This window comes from Rhodococcus sp. 05-2254-6, from assembly GCF_002258565.1.
Lineage (GTDB): Bacteria > Actinomycetota > Actinomycetes > Mycobacteriales > Mycobacteriaceae > Rhodococcoides.
Genome location: NZ_NOZF01000127.1, coordinates 1 through 20299 on the forward strand (window position 1 = coordinate 1; position 20299 = coordinate 20299).

Annotated in this window: 18 protein-coding genes and 1 tRNA gene; 7 read left to right on the forward strand and 12 right to left on the reverse strand. The window is 65.6% G+C overall.

Translation table 11 applies throughout. The annotated features are described in order from the left end of the window. Positions 1–169: 169 nt before the first annotated feature. Complete coding sequence (locus CH256_RS16270) at positions 170–868, reverse strand: TVP38/TMEM64 family protein (protein ID WP_094670045.1); 699 nt, start codon at positions 866–868, stop codon at positions 170–172. A 170-nt stretch (positions 869–1038) separates the two neighbouring features. On the opposite strand from CH256_RS16270, the gene mutA reads away from it, so the two are divergent. From mutA to meaB, 3 genes are read left to right on the forward strand one after another with little or no spacing between them, the layout of a single operon-like run. Next, positions 1039–2922, forward strand: coding sequence for a methylmalonyl-CoA mutase small subunit (mutA, locus tag CH256_RS16275; RefSeq protein ID WP_094670046.1), 1884 nt, complete (start codon positions 1039–1041; stop codon positions 2920–2922). Position 2923: 1 nt separating this feature from the next. Beyond that, positions 2924–5209: a methylmalonyl-CoA mutase gene (scpA, locus tag CH256_RS16280; protein WP_094670047.1), complete on the forward strand. Its 2286-nt coding sequence runs from the start codon at positions 2924–2926 to the stop codon at positions 5207–5209. 2 nt (positions 5210–5211) lie between these two features. After that, positions 5212–6246, forward strand: a complete 1035-nt coding sequence (gene meaB, locus CH256_RS16285) for a methylmalonyl Co-A mutase-associated GTPase MeaB (protein ID WP_256989452.1) — start codon at positions 5212–5214, stop codon at positions 6244–6246. Here meaB and CH256_RS16290 read toward each other — a convergent pair. Both CH256_RS16290 and CH256_RS16295 read right to left on the reverse strand, forming a co-directional pair. After that, positions 6223–7299, reverse strand: coding sequence for a nucleoside hydrolase (locus CH256_RS16290; protein WP_094670053.1), 1077 nt, complete (start codon positions 7297–7299; stop codon positions 6223–6225). The genes meaB and CH256_RS16290 overlap by 24 nt on opposite strands. Continuing rightward, positions 7296–7766 (reverse strand): OsmC family protein, encoded by a 471-nt coding sequence (locus CH256_RS16295; protein WP_094670048.1) that lies wholly within the window; start codon positions 7764–7766, stop codon positions 7296–7298. Before CH256_RS16295 ends, CH256_RS16290 begins: the two co-directional genes overlap by 4 nt. Before the next feature lie 191 nt (positions 7767–7957). On the opposite strand from CH256_RS16295, the gene proP reads away from it, so the two are divergent. Next, positions 7958–9463: a glycine betaine/L-proline transporter ProP gene (gene proP / locus CH256_RS16300; protein WP_094641842.1), complete on the forward strand. Its 1506-nt coding sequence runs from the start codon at positions 7958–7960 to the stop codon at positions 9461–9463. 11 nt (positions 9464–9474) lie between these two features. Here the strand turns inward: proP and CH256_RS16305 are convergent, their stop codons facing one another. The 4 genes from CH256_RS16305 to CH256_RS16320 form a co-directional block, all read right to left on the reverse strand. Further along, positions 9475–10731, reverse strand: coding sequence for a saccharopine dehydrogenase family protein (locus CH256_RS16305; protein ID WP_068050812.1), 1257 nt, complete (start codon positions 10729–10731; stop codon positions 9475–9477). A 44-nt stretch (positions 10732–10775) separates the two neighbouring features. Beyond that, positions 10776–12272: a glutamate-cysteine ligase family protein gene (locus tag CH256_RS16310; protein WP_094670049.1), complete on the reverse strand. Its 1497-nt coding sequence runs from the start codon at positions 12270–12272 to the stop codon at positions 10776–10778. Positions 12273–12377: 105 nt separating this feature from the next. Then, positions 12378–13838, reverse strand: coding sequence for an SDR family NAD(P)-dependent oxidoreductase (locus CH256_RS16315; RefSeq protein WP_094670050.1), 1461 nt, complete (start codon positions 13836–13838; stop codon positions 12378–12380). A gap of 146 nt (positions 13839–13984) precedes the next feature. Then, positions 13985–14070, reverse strand: a tRNA-Leu gene (locus tag CH256_RS16320). Between the two features lie 204 nt (positions 14071–14274). Here CH256_RS16320 and CH256_RS16325 point away from each other — a divergent pair. Next, positions 14275–15606 carry a M20/M25/M40 family metallo-hydrolase gene (locus tag CH256_RS16325; protein ID WP_094670054.1) on the forward strand — a complete coding sequence of 444 codons (1332 nt, stop codon included), beginning with the start codon at positions 14275–14277 and terminating at the stop codon, positions 15604–15606. Positions 15607–15622: 16 nt separating this feature from the next. Then, a complete protein-coding gene (locus CH256_RS16330; protein WP_068050809.1) occupies positions 15623–16150 on the forward strand; it encodes a YbhB/YbcL family Raf kinase inhibitor-like protein in 528 nt (175 codons plus the stop codon). A 45-nt stretch (positions 16151–16195) separates the two neighbouring features. Here the strand turns inward: CH256_RS16330 and CH256_RS16335 are convergent, their stop codons facing one another. The 3 genes from CH256_RS16335 to CH256_RS16345 form a co-directional block, all read right to left on the reverse strand. Beyond that, on the reverse strand, positions 16196–17266 hold the full coding sequence (locus tag CH256_RS16335) for a quinone-dependent dihydroorotate dehydrogenase (RefSeq protein ID WP_094670055.1): 1071 nt from the start codon (positions 17264–17266) through the stop codon (positions 16196–16198). A gap of 95 nt (positions 17267–17361) precedes the next feature. After that, positions 17362–17622, reverse strand: a complete 261-nt coding sequence (locus tag CH256_RS16340; protein WP_094641836.1) for a DUF5703 family protein — start codon at positions 17620–17622, stop codon at positions 17362–17364. 58 nt (positions 17623–17680) lie between these two features. After that, the gene (locus CH256_RS16345; protein ID WP_094670051.1) at positions 17681–18706 is read right to left on the reverse strand and encodes a YncE family protein; all 1026 of its coding nucleotides are present in this window, start codon (positions 18704–18706) and stop codon (positions 17681–17683) included. A 160-nt stretch (positions 18707–18866) separates the two neighbouring features. Between CH256_RS16345 and CH256_RS16350 the strand changes: the two genes are divergently transcribed. Beyond that, positions 18867–19232 (forward strand): hypothetical protein, encoded by a 366-nt coding sequence (locus CH256_RS16350; RefSeq protein ID WP_082898619.1) that lies wholly within the window; start codon positions 18867–18869, stop codon positions 19230–19232. Here the strand turns inward: CH256_RS16350 and CH256_RS16355 are convergent. Both CH256_RS16355 and CH256_RS16360 read right to left on the reverse strand, forming a co-directional pair. After that, positions 19207–20061, reverse strand: coding sequence for a heme ABC transporter ATP-binding protein (locus CH256_RS16355; protein ID WP_094642364.1), 855 nt, complete (start codon positions 20059–20061; stop codon positions 19207–19209). The genes CH256_RS16350 and CH256_RS16355 overlap by 26 nt on opposite strands. After that, positions 20052–20299, reverse strand: a 248-nt coding sequence (locus CH256_RS16360; RefSeq protein ID WP_143536597.1) for an iron chelate uptake ABC transporter family permease subunit, incomplete at its 5' end; no start/stop codon positions are given. The genes CH256_RS16360 and CH256_RS16355, both read right to left, overlap by 10 nt.

A 20299-nucleotide genomic window follows, 5' to 3' on the forward strand; every position in this document is an offset into this window, starting at 1 on the left:
GTCTCCTGCGGTTCGCTCGAAGGGACGGATCAGCTCGTGGTCGCGGTAGCGATCGAGCAGTTCGGGTACGCGATCGATATCGCGCCTACTGCGGCGCTGGTCCACGGTCAGTACGAACATCGGACAAGGCTAAATCGTTGATGTGACCCAGTCAAGCTTCAAGGCTTGATTAGTCAGAATCAAGGTTCCCGGCCTGTCGACTGCCTGCGGGTGCGGGCTCGGATCGCGAACCGCGCGACAGACGCCAATCCACGACCAGCCCACTGAGGCCGATCGCGATACAGACTGCGGACAGCACCAGCAGCGCCGGATGTGTCTCGCCCCCGATCGCTCCGCCGATCACGACGATTCCGAGAGTGCCCGGCAGCATCCCGACGGCCGTCGCCAGCGCGAACGGGACGGGCCGAACCGCCGACACACCACACGCGTAGTTCACCACCGAGAACGGCACCGGCGCTATCAGGCGCAGAGAGCCGACGGCCAGCCATCCGCGCCGCCGCAGACTCTCGTCCACCGAATCCAGGACCGAGTGCGACATCCGCGCTGCCACGGCTTCTCGACCTATCGCGCGGACCAACAGCAGAGCCAGAATCGCACTGACCGTCGACGCGCCGATGGTGACCGCCAATCCGGTCAGGGGCCCGAACAGCACTCCTGCGCTGAGCGTGAACAGTGTTCTCGGGACGGGTGCGACGGTCACGATCGCGTGCACGCCGAAGAACACGAGCGGGAATGCCGGGCCGACTGAGACGCCCCAATCGCGAATCTGTTCGACACTCGGATGGGGAGCGAACACCGCCACGAGAGCGAAGACGGCAACAACCGCCAGCAGCGCGATCAGTCGAACGTCACGCAGGTGCCGGGTCACGAGAGACCAGCGTACCGGCGCGAGACGACACCTCGGTGTTTCGGCGAGTGCGAGAGCTGAGCCGTCCTACCGAACGTGAGGTGATCCTCACGATAACCTGCAAGGCGGTGGGGTTAGCATCACTTCAAGTCGGGCGCAGGACTACCCGCCGAACCGAGGGAGCAGCACACGTGTCCATCGCGTCGCACGAAGATGCCGCACGCAGCGCTCATGCGGCCTGGCAGAAGGCAGTGGCCGGTGTCCTGGCCAAATCTCGTCGGGTCGAGGTGGCCGATCTGCCCGCCGACGCCGAACATCTACTCGATTCGACGACGTACGACGGGGTCACCGTGTCCCCGCTGTACACCGCGTTCGACGAGCGGCCGGAAGGTCCACTGCCGGGGCAATTTCCCTACTTGCGGGGCCGCGACCCCCACCGCGACGTCAACGCCGGCTGGAAGGTGTGCACCCGCCACGGCTCGGTCCGCGGCGACGGTGCCGACGACGCGTCGACCCTCAACACGCAGATACTCGATTCCCTCTCCAACGGCACCAGCGCTCTGTGGTTGACGGTCGGCACCGGTGGTGTGGATCCGACTGCGCTCCCGGAGGTTCTCGGTGGAGTGTTTCTCGAGCTCGCACCGCTGACGCTCGATGCGCGCGGGGATGTTCGGGCAGCAGCTGCAGCAGTGTTCGGGGTGCTCGACTCGGCCGATATCGACGATCGCGCCGCAGTCGACATCCGACTCGGCGCGGCCACTCTCACAGCGCCGTTGGGTGGAACCGAGTCGATCGAGATGGACGAGGCACTCGAACTGGTTCGTGAATCGATCGGTCGCACCGAGACGGTTCGTGCGATCACCGTCGACGGCACCGTGTTCCACAATCTCGGAGGCGGCGACGCGCAGGAGCTCGGTGCTGCGATCGCCGCAGCCCTCGAGTACCTCCGGTCCATGACCGATGCCGGTATCGGCATCTCGGATGCCTTGAGGCAGATCGAGTTCCGATTCTCCGCCACCGACGACCAGTTCCAGACCATCGCCAAGTTCCGGGCCGCTCGCACGCTGTGGGCGCGCATCGCGCAGGTCTGCGGAGCCCCCGACGCCGGTGACGCTCCTCAGCACGCGGTGACCTCGGAGGCGATGATGTCGCAGCGGGATCCGTGGGTGAACATGCTGCGCACCACGCTGGCGTCGTTCGGCGCGGGAGTCGGCGGTGCCGATGCGGTGACCGTGCTCCCGTTCGATGCGGCACTCGACGGCGGCGCAGCCGGGGTGTCGAAGACGTTCGCGGCCCGCATCGCCCGGAACACCCAGCTGCTGCTGCTCGAAGAGGCGCATCTCGGACGGGTCCTGGATCCGGGTGCCGGGTCCTGGTACATCGAAGAACTGACCGCTGCGGTCGCCGCGAAGGCCTGGGAGTTCTTCCAGACCGTCGAAGCGTCGGGCGGATTCCGCGCCGCTGTCGTCGACGGTTCGCTCGTGGCCGCGATCGAGAAGACCCGCGCCGAACGCGATTCCGACATCGCTCACCGAGTGACCCCGCTGACGGGCGTCAACGAATTTCCCAACCTGGCCGAGGCGCCACTGACCCCGGAGCAGACCGAGCCGCAGGATTCGGCAACCGTGTACAGGTACGCCAGGGCTTTCGAAGCTTTGCGGGATCGCTCGGATGCTCATCTGGCTCGGCATGATTCACGGCCGACCGTGCTCCTGGTACCGCTGGGCAGCGTTGCCGAACACAACGTCCGAACCACATTCGCGTCGAATCTGTTGGCCTCGGGCGGGATCGAGGCCGTCAACCCCGGTCCGCTGACCGTCGAGGCTGTTGCCGGGGCAGTGGAGGCGTCCGGAACTCGCATAGCGGTGGTCTGCGGAACCGACAAGAGATACGCCGACGAGGCGGCCACTGCCGTGGAGGCACTGCGGGCAGCAGGCGTCACGCAGGTGCTGCTCGCCGGCCCCGAGAAGATCTTCACCGGCATCGAGGGTGACTCGCGTCCCGATGGATTCCTGACCGCGAAGGTCGACGCCGTCGCCGTGCTGACCGAACTTCTCGACACCCTGGGAGCCTGAGATGAGCGAGCCTGAAGTGAATACCGACGAGCGCAGAATCTCGCACACGATCGGCAGTTTCGCCGAGGTGCCACTGGTCGATCCCGACGAGCCGACTCCGCCGCCGCCGTCGGCCGAGGATGTCAGCGCTCACGTGGAGAAGGGCGCGAAGGCCAACTTCTACACACCCGAGCAGGTGGTGTGGTCCACCCCCGAGGGCATCGACGTCAAGCCGGTGTTCACCGAGGCCGATCGCGCCGCCGCCGAGGCCGAGGGCTACCCGCTGCACAGCTACCCGGGTGCCCCGCCGTTCCTTCGCGGGCCGTATCCCACGATGTACGTCAACCAGCCGTGGACCATTCGTCAGTACGCGGGCTTCTCCACCGCGGCCGAGTCCAACGCGTTCTACCGTCGAAACCTCGCGGCCGGCCAGAAGGGTCTGTCGGTTGCGTTCGACCTGGCCACCCACCGCGGCTACGACTCCGATCACCCGCGAGTGCAGGGCGACGTCGGAATGGCCGGTGTGGCCATCGATTCCATCTACGACATGCGGCAACTGTTCGACGGCATCGACCTGGGCAGCGTCTCGGTCTCGATGACCATGAACGGTGCGGTGCTGCCGATCCTGGCGCTGTACGTCGCGGCCGCCGAGGAGCAGGGCGTCGGGCCGGAGAAGCTCGCCGGCACCATCCAGAACGACATTCTCAAAGAGTTCATGGTGCGCAACACCTACATCTATCCGCCCAAGCCGTCGATGCGCATCATCTCGGACATCTTCGCGTACACCAGCGAGAAGATGCCCAAGTACAACTCGATCTCCATCTCCGGCTACCACATCCAAGAAGCCGGTGCCACTGCCGATCTCGAACTCGCGTACACCCTCGCGGACGGTGTCGAGTACATCCGGGCCGGTCTGGATGCGGGCATGGACATCGATACGTTCGCGCCGCGACTGTCGTTCTTCTGGGCCATCGGAATGAACTTCTTCATGGAGGTCGCCAAGCTTCGGGCCGGGCGTCTGCTGTGGGCCGAGCTCGTCCAGCAGTTCGAGCCCAAGAGCGCCAAATCCCTTTCGCTGCGCACTCATTCACAGACGTCGGGTTGGTCGTTGACGGCACAGGACGTGTTCAACAACGTCGCCCGTACCTGTGTGGAGGCGATGGCGGCAACCCAGGGACACACCCAGTCGCTGCACACCAACGCCCTCGACGAGGCTCTCGCCCTGCCGACGGACTTCTCGGCGCGGATCGCCCGCAACACCCAGCTGCTCATCGCTCAGGAGTCCAACACCGTTCGCCCGATCGATCCGTGGGGCGGCTCGCACTACGTCGAGTGGCTCACTCATCAGCTCGCGAATCGGGCCCGGGCACACATCGCCGAGGTCGAGGAAGCGGGCGGCATGGCTCAGGCCATCGGCGAGGGCATTCCCAAGCTACGCATCGAGGAGGCGGCGGCCCGCACCCAGGCGCGTATCGACTCCGGCCGTCAGCCCCTGGTGGGCGTCAACAAGTACGTGCCCGACGAGCCCGACACCATCGAGGTGCTCAAGGTCGAGAACTCCAAGGTTCGGCGTGAGCAGATCGAGAAGCTAGAGCGACTGCGGGCCGAGCGGGACACCGCCGAGGTCGAGGCCGCCCTGGCGAACCTGACCAGAGCTGCGGCGTCGGATCAGCCGGGTATGGAGAACAATCTGCTCGCCCTCGCCATCGACGCGGCACGCAAGATGGCCACCGTCGGCGAGATCTCCGACGCGCTCGAGAAGGTCTACGGGCGCCATCAGGCCGAAATCCGGACAATCAGTGGTGTGTACCGCGACGAGGCAGGCAAATCCGAGAACATCACCCGCGCCACGACGCTGGTCGAGCAGTTCGCCGAGGACGAGGGCCGTCGGCCTCGCGTCCTGGTGTGCAAGATGGGTCAGGACGGGCACGACCGTGGTCAGAAGGTCATCGCCACGGCGTTCGCGGACATCGGCTTCGACGTGGACGTCGGCCCGCTGTTCCAGACCCCAGAGGAGGTGGCCCGACAGGCCGCCGACAACGACGTTCACGTCGTCGGAGTGTCGTCGCTGGCGGCAGGCCATCTGACGCTGGTGCCCGCGCTGCGACAGGCCTTGGCCGATGTCGGGCGCGAGGACATCATGATCGTCGTCGGTGGCGTCATCCCGCCCGGCGATTTCGACGAGCTGTACGCCGCGGGCGCTGCGGCGATCTTCCCTCCGGGCACCGTCATCGCCGACGCGGCGATCGGCCTGGTGGAGAAGCTGTCCGTTGCGCTCGGGCACGCACCACGCGAGGCCAACGCCTGAGCATGGGTTCTCCGAACGACAACACGAGTTCCACGACCGGTGCAGCGTCGCCGAGAGGCCGTGTCATCGACATCGATGCGGTGGCCGACTCGGTTCGAGCGAACGAGCGATCCGGTTTGGCGCGTGCCATCACCCTGGTCGAGTCCACCCGCTCGGATCATCGAGACCTGGCTCAGCAGTTGCTTCTTCGGGTGCTGCCCGATGCCGGTGGCTCCCATCGAGTCGGCATCACCGGCGTGCCGGGGGTCGGCAAATCGACGTTCATCGACGCGCTCGGAATGCGGTTGATCGAGAAGGGTCACCGGGTCGCGGTGCTGGCCGTCGATCCGTCGTCGACGCGGACCGGTGGTTCCATCCTGGGTGACAAGACCCGGATGTCGCGGCTCGCGGTGCAGGAGAACGCGTACATTCGGCCGTCTCCGACGTCGGGAACCCTGGGCGGGGTCGCACGTGCGACGCGAGAGACGATCGTGCTCCTCGAAGCGGCAGGTTTCGACGTCATTCTGGTGGAGACGGTGGGCGTCGGGCAGTCCGAGGTGACGGTCGCGAACATGGTCGACTGTTTCACGTTCCTGACGCTTGCGCGCACCGGAGATCAGTTGCAGGGCATCAAGAAGGGCGTTCTCGAACTCGCCGACCTGGTGGCCGTCAACAAGGCCGACGGCAAGCACGCGACCGACGCGAAGAACGCGGCCCGGGAGTTGGCGGGCGCCCTGCGGCTGATCTATCCGCACGACGCGATCTGGAAGCCCCCGGTGTTGACGATGAGTGCCATCGAGGGCACCGGTCTGGACGAGTACTGGGACACCGTGCTAAGCCATCAGCAAGTGCTCAGCGACGCAGGCGAATTCGCGGAAAAGCGTCGCAAGCAGCAGGTCGATTGGACGTGGACGATGGTCAACGATCAACTGCTGCGAAGGCTGGCGCAAAATCCCTCCGTCAAGGCGATTCGCGGCGACGTCGAGGCCCGGGTACGCGACGGTTCACTGACCGCCGCGCTGGCTGCGCAGGAACTACTCGACGCCTTCGATTCCTGAATCTGTCTCGGCGATTTGGATTGCGGGGTAGAGTCGGGCGGCGAGATCCCCGACACGCTCGATCAAGCGGTCGAAGAATGCCTCCGGGTCCGTACGAGTCGCGATCGCGGCATTCGGTTCTCGACCCCACATCCCGCGCCAATCGGCCACTGTCGTTCCGCGCGTGAGAGTCCCGACGAGTTCGACGTCCACGGTCGCGTGTCGGTAGGTGGCGATGTCCGCGTCGAGCGCGAGCGCGGCCGCAAACGGATCGTGCATGTGCGCCAGGAAGCCTTGATCGTGATCGCGATGGAATTCCAGGTAGAACCGCACCGCGTCGGAGAAGTGCCGCACGATCGGGTTCGACGCGGCCGAGCGAACACCCGGAGCATCGCTCGACGAGATCGATTCGGCCGGAACGCTTCCGGCGCGCTCGGCAAGACGCCGGATGTGTTCGGGGGTCATCTCGATGGTCTCGGTGATGTCGAGCGCGCAGACGACGGGACGGCGTTCCGGCGGTAGCCCGGAGAAGGCCGCGAACACTTCTGCGGCGGCCTCGGGGTCGACGGCGATGTTCCACTCGCTGGTCGGTGTCGTGTTGCCCTGGTGCTGAAATGCGCCGCCCATCAACACCAGTCGCTTCAACAGTCGAGGTAGCTCGGGATCCCGACGGATCGCCAGCGCGAGATTGGTCAGCGGACCGGTGACCAATCCGGTGATCTCGCCCGGCCGCGAACGAACCAGCTCGATCCACATCGTGGTGGCGTCCCGGTCGGACAGCGGCCGCGTCGACACCGGAAGCTCCGCGTACCCGATGCCCTGCGGACCGTGGGTGTCCTCGGTGGTCATCAGTGGTGCGACGAGGGGCACCTGTGCGCCGAGCGAGACCTCGACATCGCCCGCGCGGCACACGTCGAGCCAGGCGAGATTGTTCGCGGCAACCTGGTTCACCGGCACATTGCCCGCGGTGGATGCGATGCCGAGGATCTCGGCATCCTCACTGGCGAGCAAGTAGAGCAACGCGAGAGAATCGTCGATTCCGGTGTCCACGTCGACGATCAAGGGGACGGTCACGACGCCACCTCCGTCGTCGGGGTGTGCCGCACCGGGAAGTTGACCGATCGCGCGATGAAGCACTTCGAAGACGCCGATGCGTGCGGTTTCTCGGCGCGCGGCACCATCGACGGGTCCACGACGGTCACGACCGGAACGAGGGTGACCTCGACGAACTGACCCGAACCGTCGGATAGCTCGGTCATCACTCCGGTGGGGGAGTCGGTGTAGTCGGTGACGACCACTCCCGAGGCGGCGGCGAGCCCGAGGTACCACAGCATATGGCAACTGGACAGCGAGGCGACGAGCATCTCCTCGGGATTCCAGCGTTCGGGGTTGCCGCGAAAGCTCGGATCGGAGCTCGCGTGGAGGTCGGGCTTGCCGGGTGCCGAGACGATGTGATCGCGGTCGTAGGCGGCGGCACCGGTGGTACCGACGCCGCGGTTGCCCGTCCAGCTCACCGTGAGTCCGTAGTTGTGGTTCGGCACGGGTCCATCCTGCCAGCTGTGCGTCGATCGGTGTCGTTGCCCCGCGACGGTCTCTGTCCGGATTGGCCGAATTGCTCCAATTGTCAACGTGGTGTGGCACATTCGACGTCCTGCCGTTCACCTGGAGGAACATCGGTAGACCGAGTTCGGTCGTTTGAAATCACATCGTTTGTCTGGCTAACGTTGCTGGAATGACCGTAGCCCGAGAGCCTGAGACAACCCCGCAGCACACGCGGTGGGGACATCGACACGTCCAGCTTCTTCGACGCGACGCGTTCACGAACCGAATGCGGAGGAAGCCGGCGCTCTCGCAGGAGAGCATCACCGTCGTGGATCAGCCGATGCTCAAGCGCGCGGTGTCGGCCGCTGCTCTCGGCAACACGATGGAGTGGTTCGACTTCGGTGTGTACGGCTACCTGGCCGCGACGTTGGGCAAGGTGTTCTACCCCGACGCCACGCCCGCAGTGCAGCTCATCTCGACGTTCGCGACTTTCGCGGCAGCGTTCGTCGTCCGTCCACTCGGAGGCTTGTTCTTCGGACCACTGGGGGACCGAATCGGGCGGCAGAAGGTACTCGCCGCGACGATGATCATGATGGCGATCGGCACGCTGGCCGTCGGACTCATCCCCAGTTACGCGACCATCGGGATCTGGGCACCGATTCTCCTACTCGTCGCGCGGCTGGTCCAAGGGTTCTCCACCGGCGGCGAGTACGGCGGTGCCACGACGTTCATCGCCGAGTACTCCCCGGACAAGCGTCGTGGTTTTCTCGGTAGTTGGCTCGACTTCGGCACTTTCGTCGGTTATGCCATGGGCTCCGGCCTGGTGACGATCCTCAACGCGGTGTTGGGCGACGCCACGATGGTCGAATGGGGCTGGCGCATACCGTTCTTCGTCGCAGGACCGATGGGTCTGATCGGGCTGTACCTGCGGCTGAAGCTGGAGGACACCCCTGCGTTCCGCAAACAACTCGACGAACACGACAGCAAGGTCAAGGCGCAGGAGAGCGGTCGGAGATCGATCGGGAAGATCTTCACCGACCATTGGCGGGCTCTGTTGATCTGCACGGGAATCGTGTTGCTGTACAACGTGACCAACTACATGGTCACGTCGTATCTACCCACGTACTTCACCGAGGTCGTCGGCCGCAGTCAGCTCAGCGCCGATTTGCTCGTCCTGTCGGCGATGGTCGTCGTGGTGAGCGTCATCGTGGGTGTCGGCAGGCTGACCGATCGAATCGGCCGCAAACCGGTGTTCGTGTTCGGTGCTGTCGGGCAGATCGTTCTCGCCGTGCCCTGCTTCCTGCTGCTCCGCGAGAGCGGGTGGATCGGCCCGCTGATCGCGTGCCTGTTGCTCGGTCTCGTGCTGGCGTGTTTCGCGGCGCCGAGCGCGTCGACGCTACCGGCCCTGTTTCCCACCCGAATTCGCTACGCGGCGCTGTCGATCGGGTTCAATCTGTCGGTGTCGATCTTCGGTGGTACGACGCCACTGGTCACCTCTGCGTTGGTCAGCGCAACGGGTAGCCCGATGATCCCTGCGTACTACCTCGTCGTGAGCGGTGTTATCGGCCTCGTCGCGGTCGGGTTTCTGCGCGAGTCCGCCACCCAACCGTTGGAAGGCTCACCGCCACAGGTCGACTCGACCGCAGAGGCCGAGGAGCTCTACTCCGAGCTGTCCTCGGCCTCCCCGCGGTCGTAGTTCGCGGTCGATCAGTTCCGCTTGGCCCAGATCTCCATTCCGGCAGCATTGAGACGATCGACGAGGACGTCACCGATCGCGGTGGCGGGAGTGAGAACTCCTGCGGCCTTCGGTAAGGCGTCGCCGCCGTACACGAGTGCGAGTGCCGACTCCGCCAGCATGACCGCGGTGGCCTTGTAGCCGGGGTCTCCCGACGCTTTGACGCGAGCCCGGTAGCGAGCCCCCGACGTGGTGAGGGTGTACAGGTCGACCGTGAAATGTCCCTTCTCACGGGCTTTTTCACTGGGGCCGGTGCCCGGCTTGGGCAGAATGCGGTCGAGCACCTTGGCCGGAAGCACAGTCATCGCGGACACGCCGACGAACAGCCCGGCAGACAGAGCACCGGCGAGGACGGGGCTGGCGAACGACGAGCCAACGCTCATCACCTCGCTGTAGCGGAACTGCTTTCCGTAGGCCCAGTCGCGAAGTGCATTGGTGCGCCGGACGACTCGCGTGTTGTACGAGGCCATCACGAACGGGGCTTTCCAACCACGCAGGCTCGGGTCGATCTTCTTGCCGTCGATCAGCACGGTGTCGAGCTGACGGCCGAGTTGCGGCTCGAGGCCCCGGTCGGGACTGAGGGAGTACGGCCGCGCGGCGATGCGTCGGGCTCGCTTGTCCTTCTTCATCGCCTCGATCTGCCCGCGCAGCGAGTCGATGGTGCCGCCGCTGACCCCGCCGGACATCGACGTGACCACCAGGGTCGTGTCGGTCAGCTCACCGGCGTTGTCCGCGGTAACGGCCTCGTACAGCGCGTGTACGCCGATGTCGGACGGGATGGAATCGAAGCCGCACGAGTGAACGATGCGGGCCCCGGTGCGCTGAGCGATTTCGTGGTTGGTATCGATGCTCTCGCGAGCGAACAGGACCTCGCCGGTGAGGTCGACGTAATCCGTCCCGGCCTCGGCGCACGCCGTTGCCAATTCCAAGCCGTACTTGGCGTAGGGACCGACCGTGGTGATGACGACTCGGGTCGATCGGGCCATGGCCTCGAGCGATGCGAGGTCGGTTGCGTCGGCCTCGAGAACGGACCACTGCTGAGCCCTGGAGCCCAGTTCTTTCCTGGCGGCCTCCACCCTCGCCGTAGAGCGCCCGGCGAGGGCGATGCGGGTGTCTGCCGGTGCATGCTCGGCGAGGTACTTCGCCGTCAATTTCCCGACGAAGCCGGTGACGCCGTAGACGACGATGTCGTGAGTGCGATCGGGGGAGTCGGATGCAGGCGAATTCATACCAGCGACACTAACGCGGGTCACCCCGGCGAGTCGACGCGCCGTCAGTTCGTCCAGGTGTGCACGGGTTCTCCGGCATTCATGAGGGTGACGTAATCACCGAGCATTCCCGCAAGCGCTCTATCGCGCTTCTCACCGGCGCGTTCGCGGGCGACGACGGCGTTGCGCTGCCACACCGAGCCGGACTGCTTGGCCAGGCACCGCGCCTCGATCACCCCCAGATAGCGGTCGCGGACCGCCGCGTCCACGCCGTAGGCGGCCAATCCGGCGTCGGCCAGGGGCAGCAGCCGACGCAACACCAGTTCCTGCGGACTCACCCAGCCCACCTCGGGCCAGTAGAGCATCGAATCGAACCCGCCGCGGGCCGCGGAGTGCACGTTCTCCTCGGCGGCGTCGAACGACATCTGCGACCACAGCGGGCGGTCGGCATCGGCCAGCGCGCGGACGGTTCCGTAGTAGAACGCCGCGTCGGCGAGAGTGTCCACCACCGACGGTCCGGCCGGCAGAACGCGATTCTCCAGCCTGATGTGATGGCCGTCGCCGGACCGGTCGTAGATCGGCCTGTTCCACCGGTAGACGGTTCCGTTGTGCATGCGCAGTTCGGACAGCGACGGTGTCTTGCCCTCGGCCAGCGCAGCCTTGGGATCCTCCTCGCTGCAGACCGGCAGCAACGCAGGGAAGTAGCGTGAATTCTCCTCGAACAGATCGAAGATCGAGGTGATCCATCGTTCGCCGAACCACACCCGCGGTCGGACACCCTGATTCTTGAGCTCCTGCGGCCTGGTGTCGGTGGCCTGCTCGAACAGCGGAATGCGAGTCTCGTGCCACAGCGCGCGTCCGGCGAAGAACGGCGAGTTGGCGGCGAGCGCCACCTGTACACCCGAAAGGGCTTGCGCTGCATTCCAATACGACGCGAACTCGTCCGGAGCCACCTGCAGGTGCAGCTGAACCGACGTGCAGGCCGCCTCGGGCAGGATCGTGTCGGTCACGATGTCGAGATCCTCGGCGGCAGCGGCACCGGGCAGTCGAACTCCGCCGATCTTCAGTTCGATGTCCTCGCCCCGAGCGGCGAAGATCTGCTGATTGAGCAGGTCGTAGCGCGGATTCGCCGAGAGCCACCGGTGCTCGAAGTGCTCCTCGTCCAGAGTCGGGAGCATGCCGATCATGGCGAGCCGACTACCCGAGGTGCGGGCGCGTTCGTCCGCTGCATTCAGCGATCTGCGCAGGTCGGTCTCCAACTCGGCGATCGAGGCACCGCGCAGTGGCCGAGGGTCGACGTTGATCTCGATGTTGAACTGGCCGAGCTCGGTTTGATAGTCGGGATCGGCGATGGCGTCGAGCACCGCCGCGTTGGCCATCGACGGTTCCATGTCGTCGTCGACGAGATTGAGCTCGATCTCCATGCCGATCTGCGGTTCACCGACGTGGAAGGTCTCGTCGGCCAACATGATCGCCAGGGCATCGAGACAGTCCTGCACCTTCTGGCGAAACTCGTGCCTGTCCTGCCTGGTGAACTTACGGCGCTCGACGTCCTCGCCCATGGTGCCCGCCTATCGGTGCGTGAAGAAGGGCCGTTCGCTCGCGCGCAACGACTTCGGCTTACGAGTATCGCAGCCCATGTTCGCCGAGGGGCACGCACGCGAAAATCACCAGGGTGACGGCTGGTAGTCCTTGAGGAACGAGCCGTGCAGATCGACTCCGAGTTCGCCCTGCACGATCGGGTCGTACACCCGGGCGGCACCGTCGACCAGGTCGAGTGGAGCGTGGAAACCTTCGTCGGCGAGCCGCATCTTGGTGGGGTGTGGCCGTTCGTCGGTGATCCAGCCGGTGTCGACGGCGGTCATCAGGATCCCGCTCTCGAGCATCTCCTTCGCGCTGGTGCGCGTCAGCATGTTCAGCGCGGCCTTGGCCATGTTGGTGTGGGGATGGCCCGGCCCCTTGTACGCGCGGCCGAACTGGCCTTCCATGGCCGAGACGTTGACCACGTACTTGCGCCGCGCGTCCGAGGCCTCCATCGCGGTGCGTAGCCGCGAGACCAGGATGAAGGGTGCGACGGAATTGCAGAGCTGCACCTCGAGCAGTTCCACCGGGTCGACCTGCTCGACGGTGTGGATCCAGCTGTTGGTCTCGGCGAGATCGGGCACCAGACCCCCGGCATCGATGGCGAGCCCGCTCTCGATTCTCTCGGCCGTGACCGAGCCGGCGACCATGGCGAGCGAGGCCACGTCGTCCGCGCTCAGGGCAGCAGTCGACCGGCCGCCGATCGCGGTGGCGGGCAACGAGCTCGCCAGTGACGCGGGGTGCGCATCACTGGTCTTGCCGAACGTGATGCGCTCCGGTCCTGCGCCTTCCGTCAGGGCTGCGGGCAACGGTTCGGCTTCCGCATCGGCCAGTGCGCTGTAGGAACCGGGGGAGCGTTTGACGGTCTGTGCGGCGTTGTTGATCAGAATGTCCAGAGGTCCCTCGGCCGCGACCGAATCGGCAAGCGCCACAACCTGAGCCGGATCGCGAAGATCGATACCGACGACGCGCAGACGGTGCAGCCACTGGTCACTGTCGTCCATCGCGGCGAAGCGACGCACGGCATCGTTGGGGAATCGGGTGGTGATGGTCGTGTGGGCACCGTCGCGCAGCAGTCGAAGTGCGATGTACATCCCGATCTTCGCCCGACCACCGGTCAGCAACGCCCGCCGGCCGGACAGATCGGTTCGCGCGTTGCGCTTGCCTCGATTGAGCGTTGCGCACTCCGGGCACAGCTGGTGATAGAACGAGTCGACGTGGGTGTAGCGCTGCTTGCAGATGTAGCAGGGACGAGCCTTGATCAGAGTGCCTGCGATGTCTCCCTCGGCGCGGGAGGTCAGGGACAGTCCTGCGGTCTCGTCGTCGATTCGGTCCGGGGATCCGGTTGCGGTGGCGGCGACGACGGCACGGTCGGCCGCGTTGACGGCGTTGCGCGCCGCGACGCGTCGGGCACGCTTGAGATCTTTGAACATGGCACCGGATGCGCGCTGCACAGCGATCGAATCCGGATGGTTCTTGTTCAGCTCTGCGGCCTGCTTCAGCACGCGCAGGCACGTCTCGAGATCGGTCGGGTCGATCGCGTCCATCGTCGGTCTCCTAGCATCGGCCCCTTCGAGCCGAACGAAAGCGAGTGCAGAACGAAAAAGACCCCGATTCCGAAGAATCAGGGTCAGTTTCGTCTGTCTCAACTCAGATCTGTGAAAATCTTTGTCTGACTACATCTTTCAGACGGTGTCCGAGGGGGGACTTGAACCCCCACGTCCGTTAATAGGACACTAGCACCTCAAGCTAGCGCGTCTGCCATTCCGCCACTCGGACAAGTGCGACCTCTGCCGCATATTCTTTTGTTGCTTTCACAGCCGGCCGCTGTGTGCTGCGTAAGATTATCCGACGGGTTCCCGATAACCCAAATCCCCACGTCAGTTCATGCTCGAGGCCGTTTCTCATGGTGCCCGGAGCCGATTCTGGTGGTAGGAACGACGTGTGCCCAACGATGTGAGCAATCCCGGAAACACAACCGATATCGACGCCACCGTTGCCCTCGACGAAGTCGTGGATCTCGTCAGTTCCCTCATCCGGTTCGACACCTCGAACACGGGGGAGCTCGACACGACCGTCGGCGAGAAGGAATGCGCCGAGTGGGTGGCGAGCAAGCTCGAGGAAGTGGGCTACGAGACGGAGTACGTCGAGTCCGGTGCCCCGGGTCGAGGCAACGTGTTCGCGTGGCTGCGCGGAGCGGACTCCTCTCGCGGCGCGCTGCTGGTCCACGGACACCTGGATGTCGTACCGGCCGAACCGGCCGACTGGAGCGTGCATCCGTTCTCCGGGGCCGTCGAGGACGGTTACGTGTGGGGCCGAGGCGCGGTGGACATGAAGGACATGGTCGGCATGGCTCTCGCGCTGGCCCGCCAATTCAAGTCCAACGGAACCGTCCCACCCCGCGACATCCTGTTCGCGTTCCTGGCGGACGAGGAGGCGGGCGGCAAGTACGGATCGCACTGGTTGGTGGACAACCGACCCGATCTGTTCGAGGGCGTCACCGAGGCGGTCGGTGAGGTCGGCGGGTTCTCGCTCACCGTCGCTCGTCCGGACGGCACCGAGAAGCGGCTCTACATGGTCGAGACGGCGGAGAAGAGCCTCGCCTGGATGCGGCTGACGGCCAAGGGCCGCGCCGGACACGGATCCTTCCTGCACGACGACAACGCCGTGACGTACCTCGCCGAGGCAGTGGCCAAACTGGGCAATCACACGTTTCCGCTGGTGCTCACCGAATCGGTCTCGCAGTTTCTGCAGGCGGTCTCGGAGGAATCGGGTCTCGATTTCGACCCGACGTCACCGGACATCGACGGCACCCTGCTCAAACTCGGCAGCATCGCCCGCATCGTCGGAGCGACCCTTCGCGACACCGCGAACCCGACGATGCTCTCGGCCGGCTACAAGGCGAACGTGATTCCGCAGACGGCGACGGCAGTGGTGGACTGCCGAGTGCTGCCGGGGCGGCAGGCGGCCTTCGAGAAGGAGGTCGACGAGTTGATCGGCCCGAACGTCGAACGCGAATGGATCACGAAACTCGAACCGTACGAGACCACGTTCGACGGCGATCTCGTCGACGCGATGAACGACGCAGTCCTGGCACACGATCCGAACGGTCGAACCGTTCCCTACATGCTGTCCGGCGGAACCGACGCAAAAGCGTTCGCGCGCATCGGTATTCGCTGCTTCGGCTTCGCTCCGCTGAAGTTGCCACCGGAACTGGATTTCGCGGCGTTGTTTCACGGCATCGACGAACGAGTACCCGTGGAATCGTTGGAGTTCGGTACACAGGTACTCGAACACTTCTTGCTGCACAGCTGATACGAAAGGAACCATCGTGGCGTACAACCCATACGACTCGCTTCCGGACCTACCATCCTTCGAGTTGACGTCCGAGGACGTCGAGGACGGCCAGACCTTGGCCGCTCAGCAGGTCAGTGGAATCATGGGAGCCGGTGGGCACGACAACTCTCCGCAGCTGTCCTGGTCCGGATTCCCCGAGGGCACCAAGAGCTTCGCTGTCACCGTCTACGACCCCGACGCGCCGACAGCATCCGGCTTCTGGCACTGGGCAGTGGCGAACATCCCCGTCGAGACGACATCGCTGGTGTCGGGCGCAGGCGACGACGGCGGGACCGGGGTGCCCAGCACCGCGGTGACGCTCAAGAACGACGCCGGTCTGTTCCGCTACATCGGTGCTGCTCCGCCCGCAGGCCACGGCCCGCACCGCTACTTCATCGTGGTTCACGCGGTGGACGTCGAACGGCTCGAAGTGGACGAGACGGCCACCCCGGCCTACCTCGGCTTCAACCTGTTCTCGCACGCCATCGGTCGTGCGGTCCTCACCGGCATCTACGAGGCCTGAGCTCGAACGTCGGGTGTCGGAACACCGGTTCCGACACCCGACGGTTCAGGGCTTGTTCGCCGAGCCCACCGCATCGGTGATCGTGGCGAAGCCGTGTTCCTCGAGCCGAGTTGCCAGTCCCCGGTGAATGTTCTTGATCCACAGCGGGCCGCCGTAGATGAACCCGGTGTAGCCCTGCACCAGTGACGCTCCCGCGGTGATGCGTTCCCACGCCTGCGCCTCGGTCTCGATTCCGCCGACGGAAATCAGCGTCAGCCGGGTGCCCACTCGGCGGTAGAGACGTCGCAGCACCTCGATCGAGCGGTCTGCCAGCGGAGCACCGGACAGGCCACCTGCTCCTGCTGCGGCGACCACGTCGGCGTCGGTGCGCAGCCCGGTGCGGGAGATCGTCGTGTTGGTGGCCACGATCCCGTCGAGACCGAGTTCGACGGCCAGATCGGCCACGGCGTCGATGTCCTCGTCGGACAGGTCCGGGGCGATCTTGACCAATACCGGCACCGTCACCACGGACTGAACCGCCTCGAGGATCGGCCGCAGCGATTCGACGGCCTGAAGGTCACGTAGCCCAGGGGTGTTGGGGGAGCTGACGTTGACGACCACGAAGTCCGCCAACGGGCCCAGAAGCCGGGCGCTGGCCGTGTAGTCCGCGGCGGCATCCACCGGCTCCACGATCTTGGTCTTGCCGATGTTGGCACCGATCGGGATGCCCGTTCGCCTGGCGCGGACACGCTGGGCGGCGTGCTCGGCACCGTGGTTGTTGAACCCCATGCGGTTGACGATGGCGCGGTCCGCAGGCAACCGGAACAATCGCGGCGTCGGATTGCCCGGCTGGCTCTGCGCTGTCACGGTGCCGATCTCGGCGAAACCGAATCCGATCGGCCCCCACGCGTCGATTCCGTCGGCATTCTTGTCGAACCCGGCCGCGAGGCCGAGCGGAGCCGGGAATTCGACGCCGAACACCGTCGAGCGAAGTCGTGGATCGTCGACCACGAACGCCTTCTCGGCCAGGTAGCGGAGCGGCGGCACGACGGCGACGACGCGGAGCACCCGAAACGCCAGGTGATGGATCCTCTCCGGTGGCACGAGGAACATCAGGCGCAACAGAACTCGGTACAGGCGGTCTCCCACGGTCTTCTCTCCGGTCGATCTGGCTCGGTCGAACTCATGCGGTGGTGTCAACGATCGTGCGGTCGAACAGTACTGCGACGGGCTCAGATTCCGGGCTCGGGGATGTGATGCGCGGTCTTCTTGCGTTTGAGCAACACACGCCTGCTGCCATCGGTGTACAGCCGAACCCGCGACAGTTCCCAGCCGCCGAACTCCGCCTGAATCGCCAGCCGCATCGAGGCCGTCACCCGGGTCACATCCGGCGGCAGCCGCAACGGCACGTACTCCCAATCGTCGGACGCAGACACTTCCCATCCGACGGGCATCTTCGCGCGCCCCGGTGCCGAATTGTCATAAGCGTTCATATGCCTCCTCATCCCCTATCGGTCGTTCCTGCAGGCTCCACTCCCGCGTCCACGCGGGTCAACGACCGGCAGCGGGGATGCGCTGCAGTCCGTCACCGGTTGCCGATCCCACGTACAGGTCGCCGGTGTCGGCGTCGACAGCAACCGAATTCGGCTGCCGCACAGTGGCCAACCGCTCGGCCTCGACCGGAATTCCGGTATCGAGTGTGTACCCGACCACCTCGTTGAGAGCGGGCAGCGTCACCCACACGACACCGGACTGCTCATCGTAGGCGATCGCCCACGGCTGCGACCCGACCGGAAAGCGTTGCCGCATCAGCAGATCGTGCGAGGTGAAGACGAGTAACTCGGTCCCCGTCGAATCGGTGACCAGCAAGCGGCCGAACTCGTCGCTGGTCATCTCCGCGGCACCTTCGCCTGCGCGCAAGGCCACTCCGAGGGTGCCGTCGTCCAGATTCAGGTCGGTCACCGACGTCTGACGACGATCGAGAACCGAGACCCCGTTCGGTGTACTGGCCAGAGCATCGGCCGAGGTCACGCTGCCGCCGGAGACCGTGGTGGTGACCTCACCGTTCGTGTCGAGTACACGGACCGCTCCGGTGTCGTCTCCGACAGCTGTCGTGCCGTCGGGTAGGTCCGCTGCGGACAGCGCGTCACCGTCGACAGGCAGGGCGGTCCGCTGTCCGTCCACCACGGAGATCCTCGCGACGGAACCGTCCATGGGCACCAACACTGTCGAGTCCCGTCCGGCGACGAGTGCGGCTCCCGTGTCGCCCAGATCGACCACCTGGGTCTGCGCTGCGGCACCGTCGCGGGCCAGGGTCACGGTTGTCGATGCGTCGGTCAGCGCCACGAGGGTGCGGGTGACGGGGTCGAACGTGAGGGCGTCCACGGGCGCGAATGCGCTGACGGTTCCGGCGGGGGTGGCAGTGGCTTCGGGGGACTCGGCCGGCGGTCGGGGGTCGACGGAGATGTCGTCGGCGTTCTCGTCGTCGCTGGAACACCCGCCGACCGACAGGACTGTGACGACGGCGAGCGCGGACGCGACTGCCGCTCGAACGGAACGAGCCGACGGTGTTCGCATGAGGCCGAACCTACTTCCTCGAGAAGACGCTGCCTGTGGAGGCGTTGCCACATCTGTACCAGCGTGCAGCGACCTCGGCGAAATCGACCGCGCCGGATCGGTTGTCGTTCGGTCTCGCCCGAACAGGCGGTAGCGTGATCGGGCGAGGTGAGTACACGACATGGGAGTGGACGTGGGAACCGAGGAAACACACTTCGTCGTCGAGGAAGTGAACGCGGGAACGCACCCGAACGGCTTCGGACGCACCGACGACGGTCGGGCGTTCGCGTTTCGTGTGCATCGAAGCACCCTGTACGTCGAGATATACCGCCAAGATGTGCAATCTCCGGTACCGGATCGGTCCGAGGTCGAAGCGGTTGCCGAGCATTCGGTCACCGAGGTCGATCTGACGGACGAGCGCAGCATCGTCGGTGTGGTGCGTGACGCGGTCGCCCATGCGCAGCAGCTGTCCGATGCGTCACAGCGAGACACCACCGCAGTTCGAGCCTTCTTCAACCGAGTCAATTCCGTGCTTGAGGGTTTCTGACACGGTGGGGAACCACCAGTTGTTCGCCCGTCACGGGATGGTCGAACACGTCGACGGGATGTCGGTAGACCCGGGCCAGTCGCTCGGCGGTGAGCACCTCCCGCGGCGGACCGGTTGCGACCAGTTCACCCGAGTCCAGGATCGCGACGCGGTCGGCGTAGGCCGCCGCGAGGCCGAGATCGTGCAGCACGACAACGACGGCACGGCCGGCGGCAGCGAGCGAGCGCACCACGGCCATGACCGACTCCTGATGTCCCAGGTCGAGTGCGGCAGTGGGCTCGTCCAGCATGATCGTCGCGGTGTCCTGGGCTATGACGCGCGCCAGCGCAACTCTGGCCTGCTCGCCACCGGAGAGCGACGCGAACGGTCGATCGGAGAAGTCCGCTACGTCGCATGCGGACATGGCTGCGGAGACGCGGTCGTCGTCGTTGCGCGCAGCCGACGTACCGACCCAGGGGGCTCGACCCATTCGAACGATCTGGCCGGCCGTGAACGCGAACCCGACGCTGTGTTGCTGAGGAAGCACCGCACGCCGCCTGGCCACGTCGACCGTGCGGAGGCGGTTCAGCGGTTTCTCGTCCAGTAGAACCGACCCGGCGCTGGGCTCGGTGTCTCCCGCCATGACCGACAGCAGCGTCGATTTGCCCGCGCCGTTGGGGCCCACCAGCGCCAGTATCTCGCCGGCGACCACGTCGAGGTTGACGTCGGACAACACCGTCGCGTCCCCGCGCCGAGCGGAGACTCCGCGGGCGACGAGGGTATTCGAACCCGGTTCGGGGATGACCGGGATGTCGTTGCGTGCCGTGCCGATTCGCTTCGTCACGCCCAGCCGCCCTGGCGAGCACGGGTACGGCGGAGCAGCCAGAAGAAGAACGGCGCACCCGCCAGTGACGTCACCATGCCGAGCGGCAGATCGACGTTCGCGACGAGGGTGCGGGTGACGAGATCGGCAGCGAGCAGCACGACGGAGCCGGCGAGGGCGCTGGCCGGGACGAGGAGTCGATGGGCGGGACCGAGCACCATCCGCACGGCGTGCGGAACCACCAGCCCCACGAACAGAATGATTC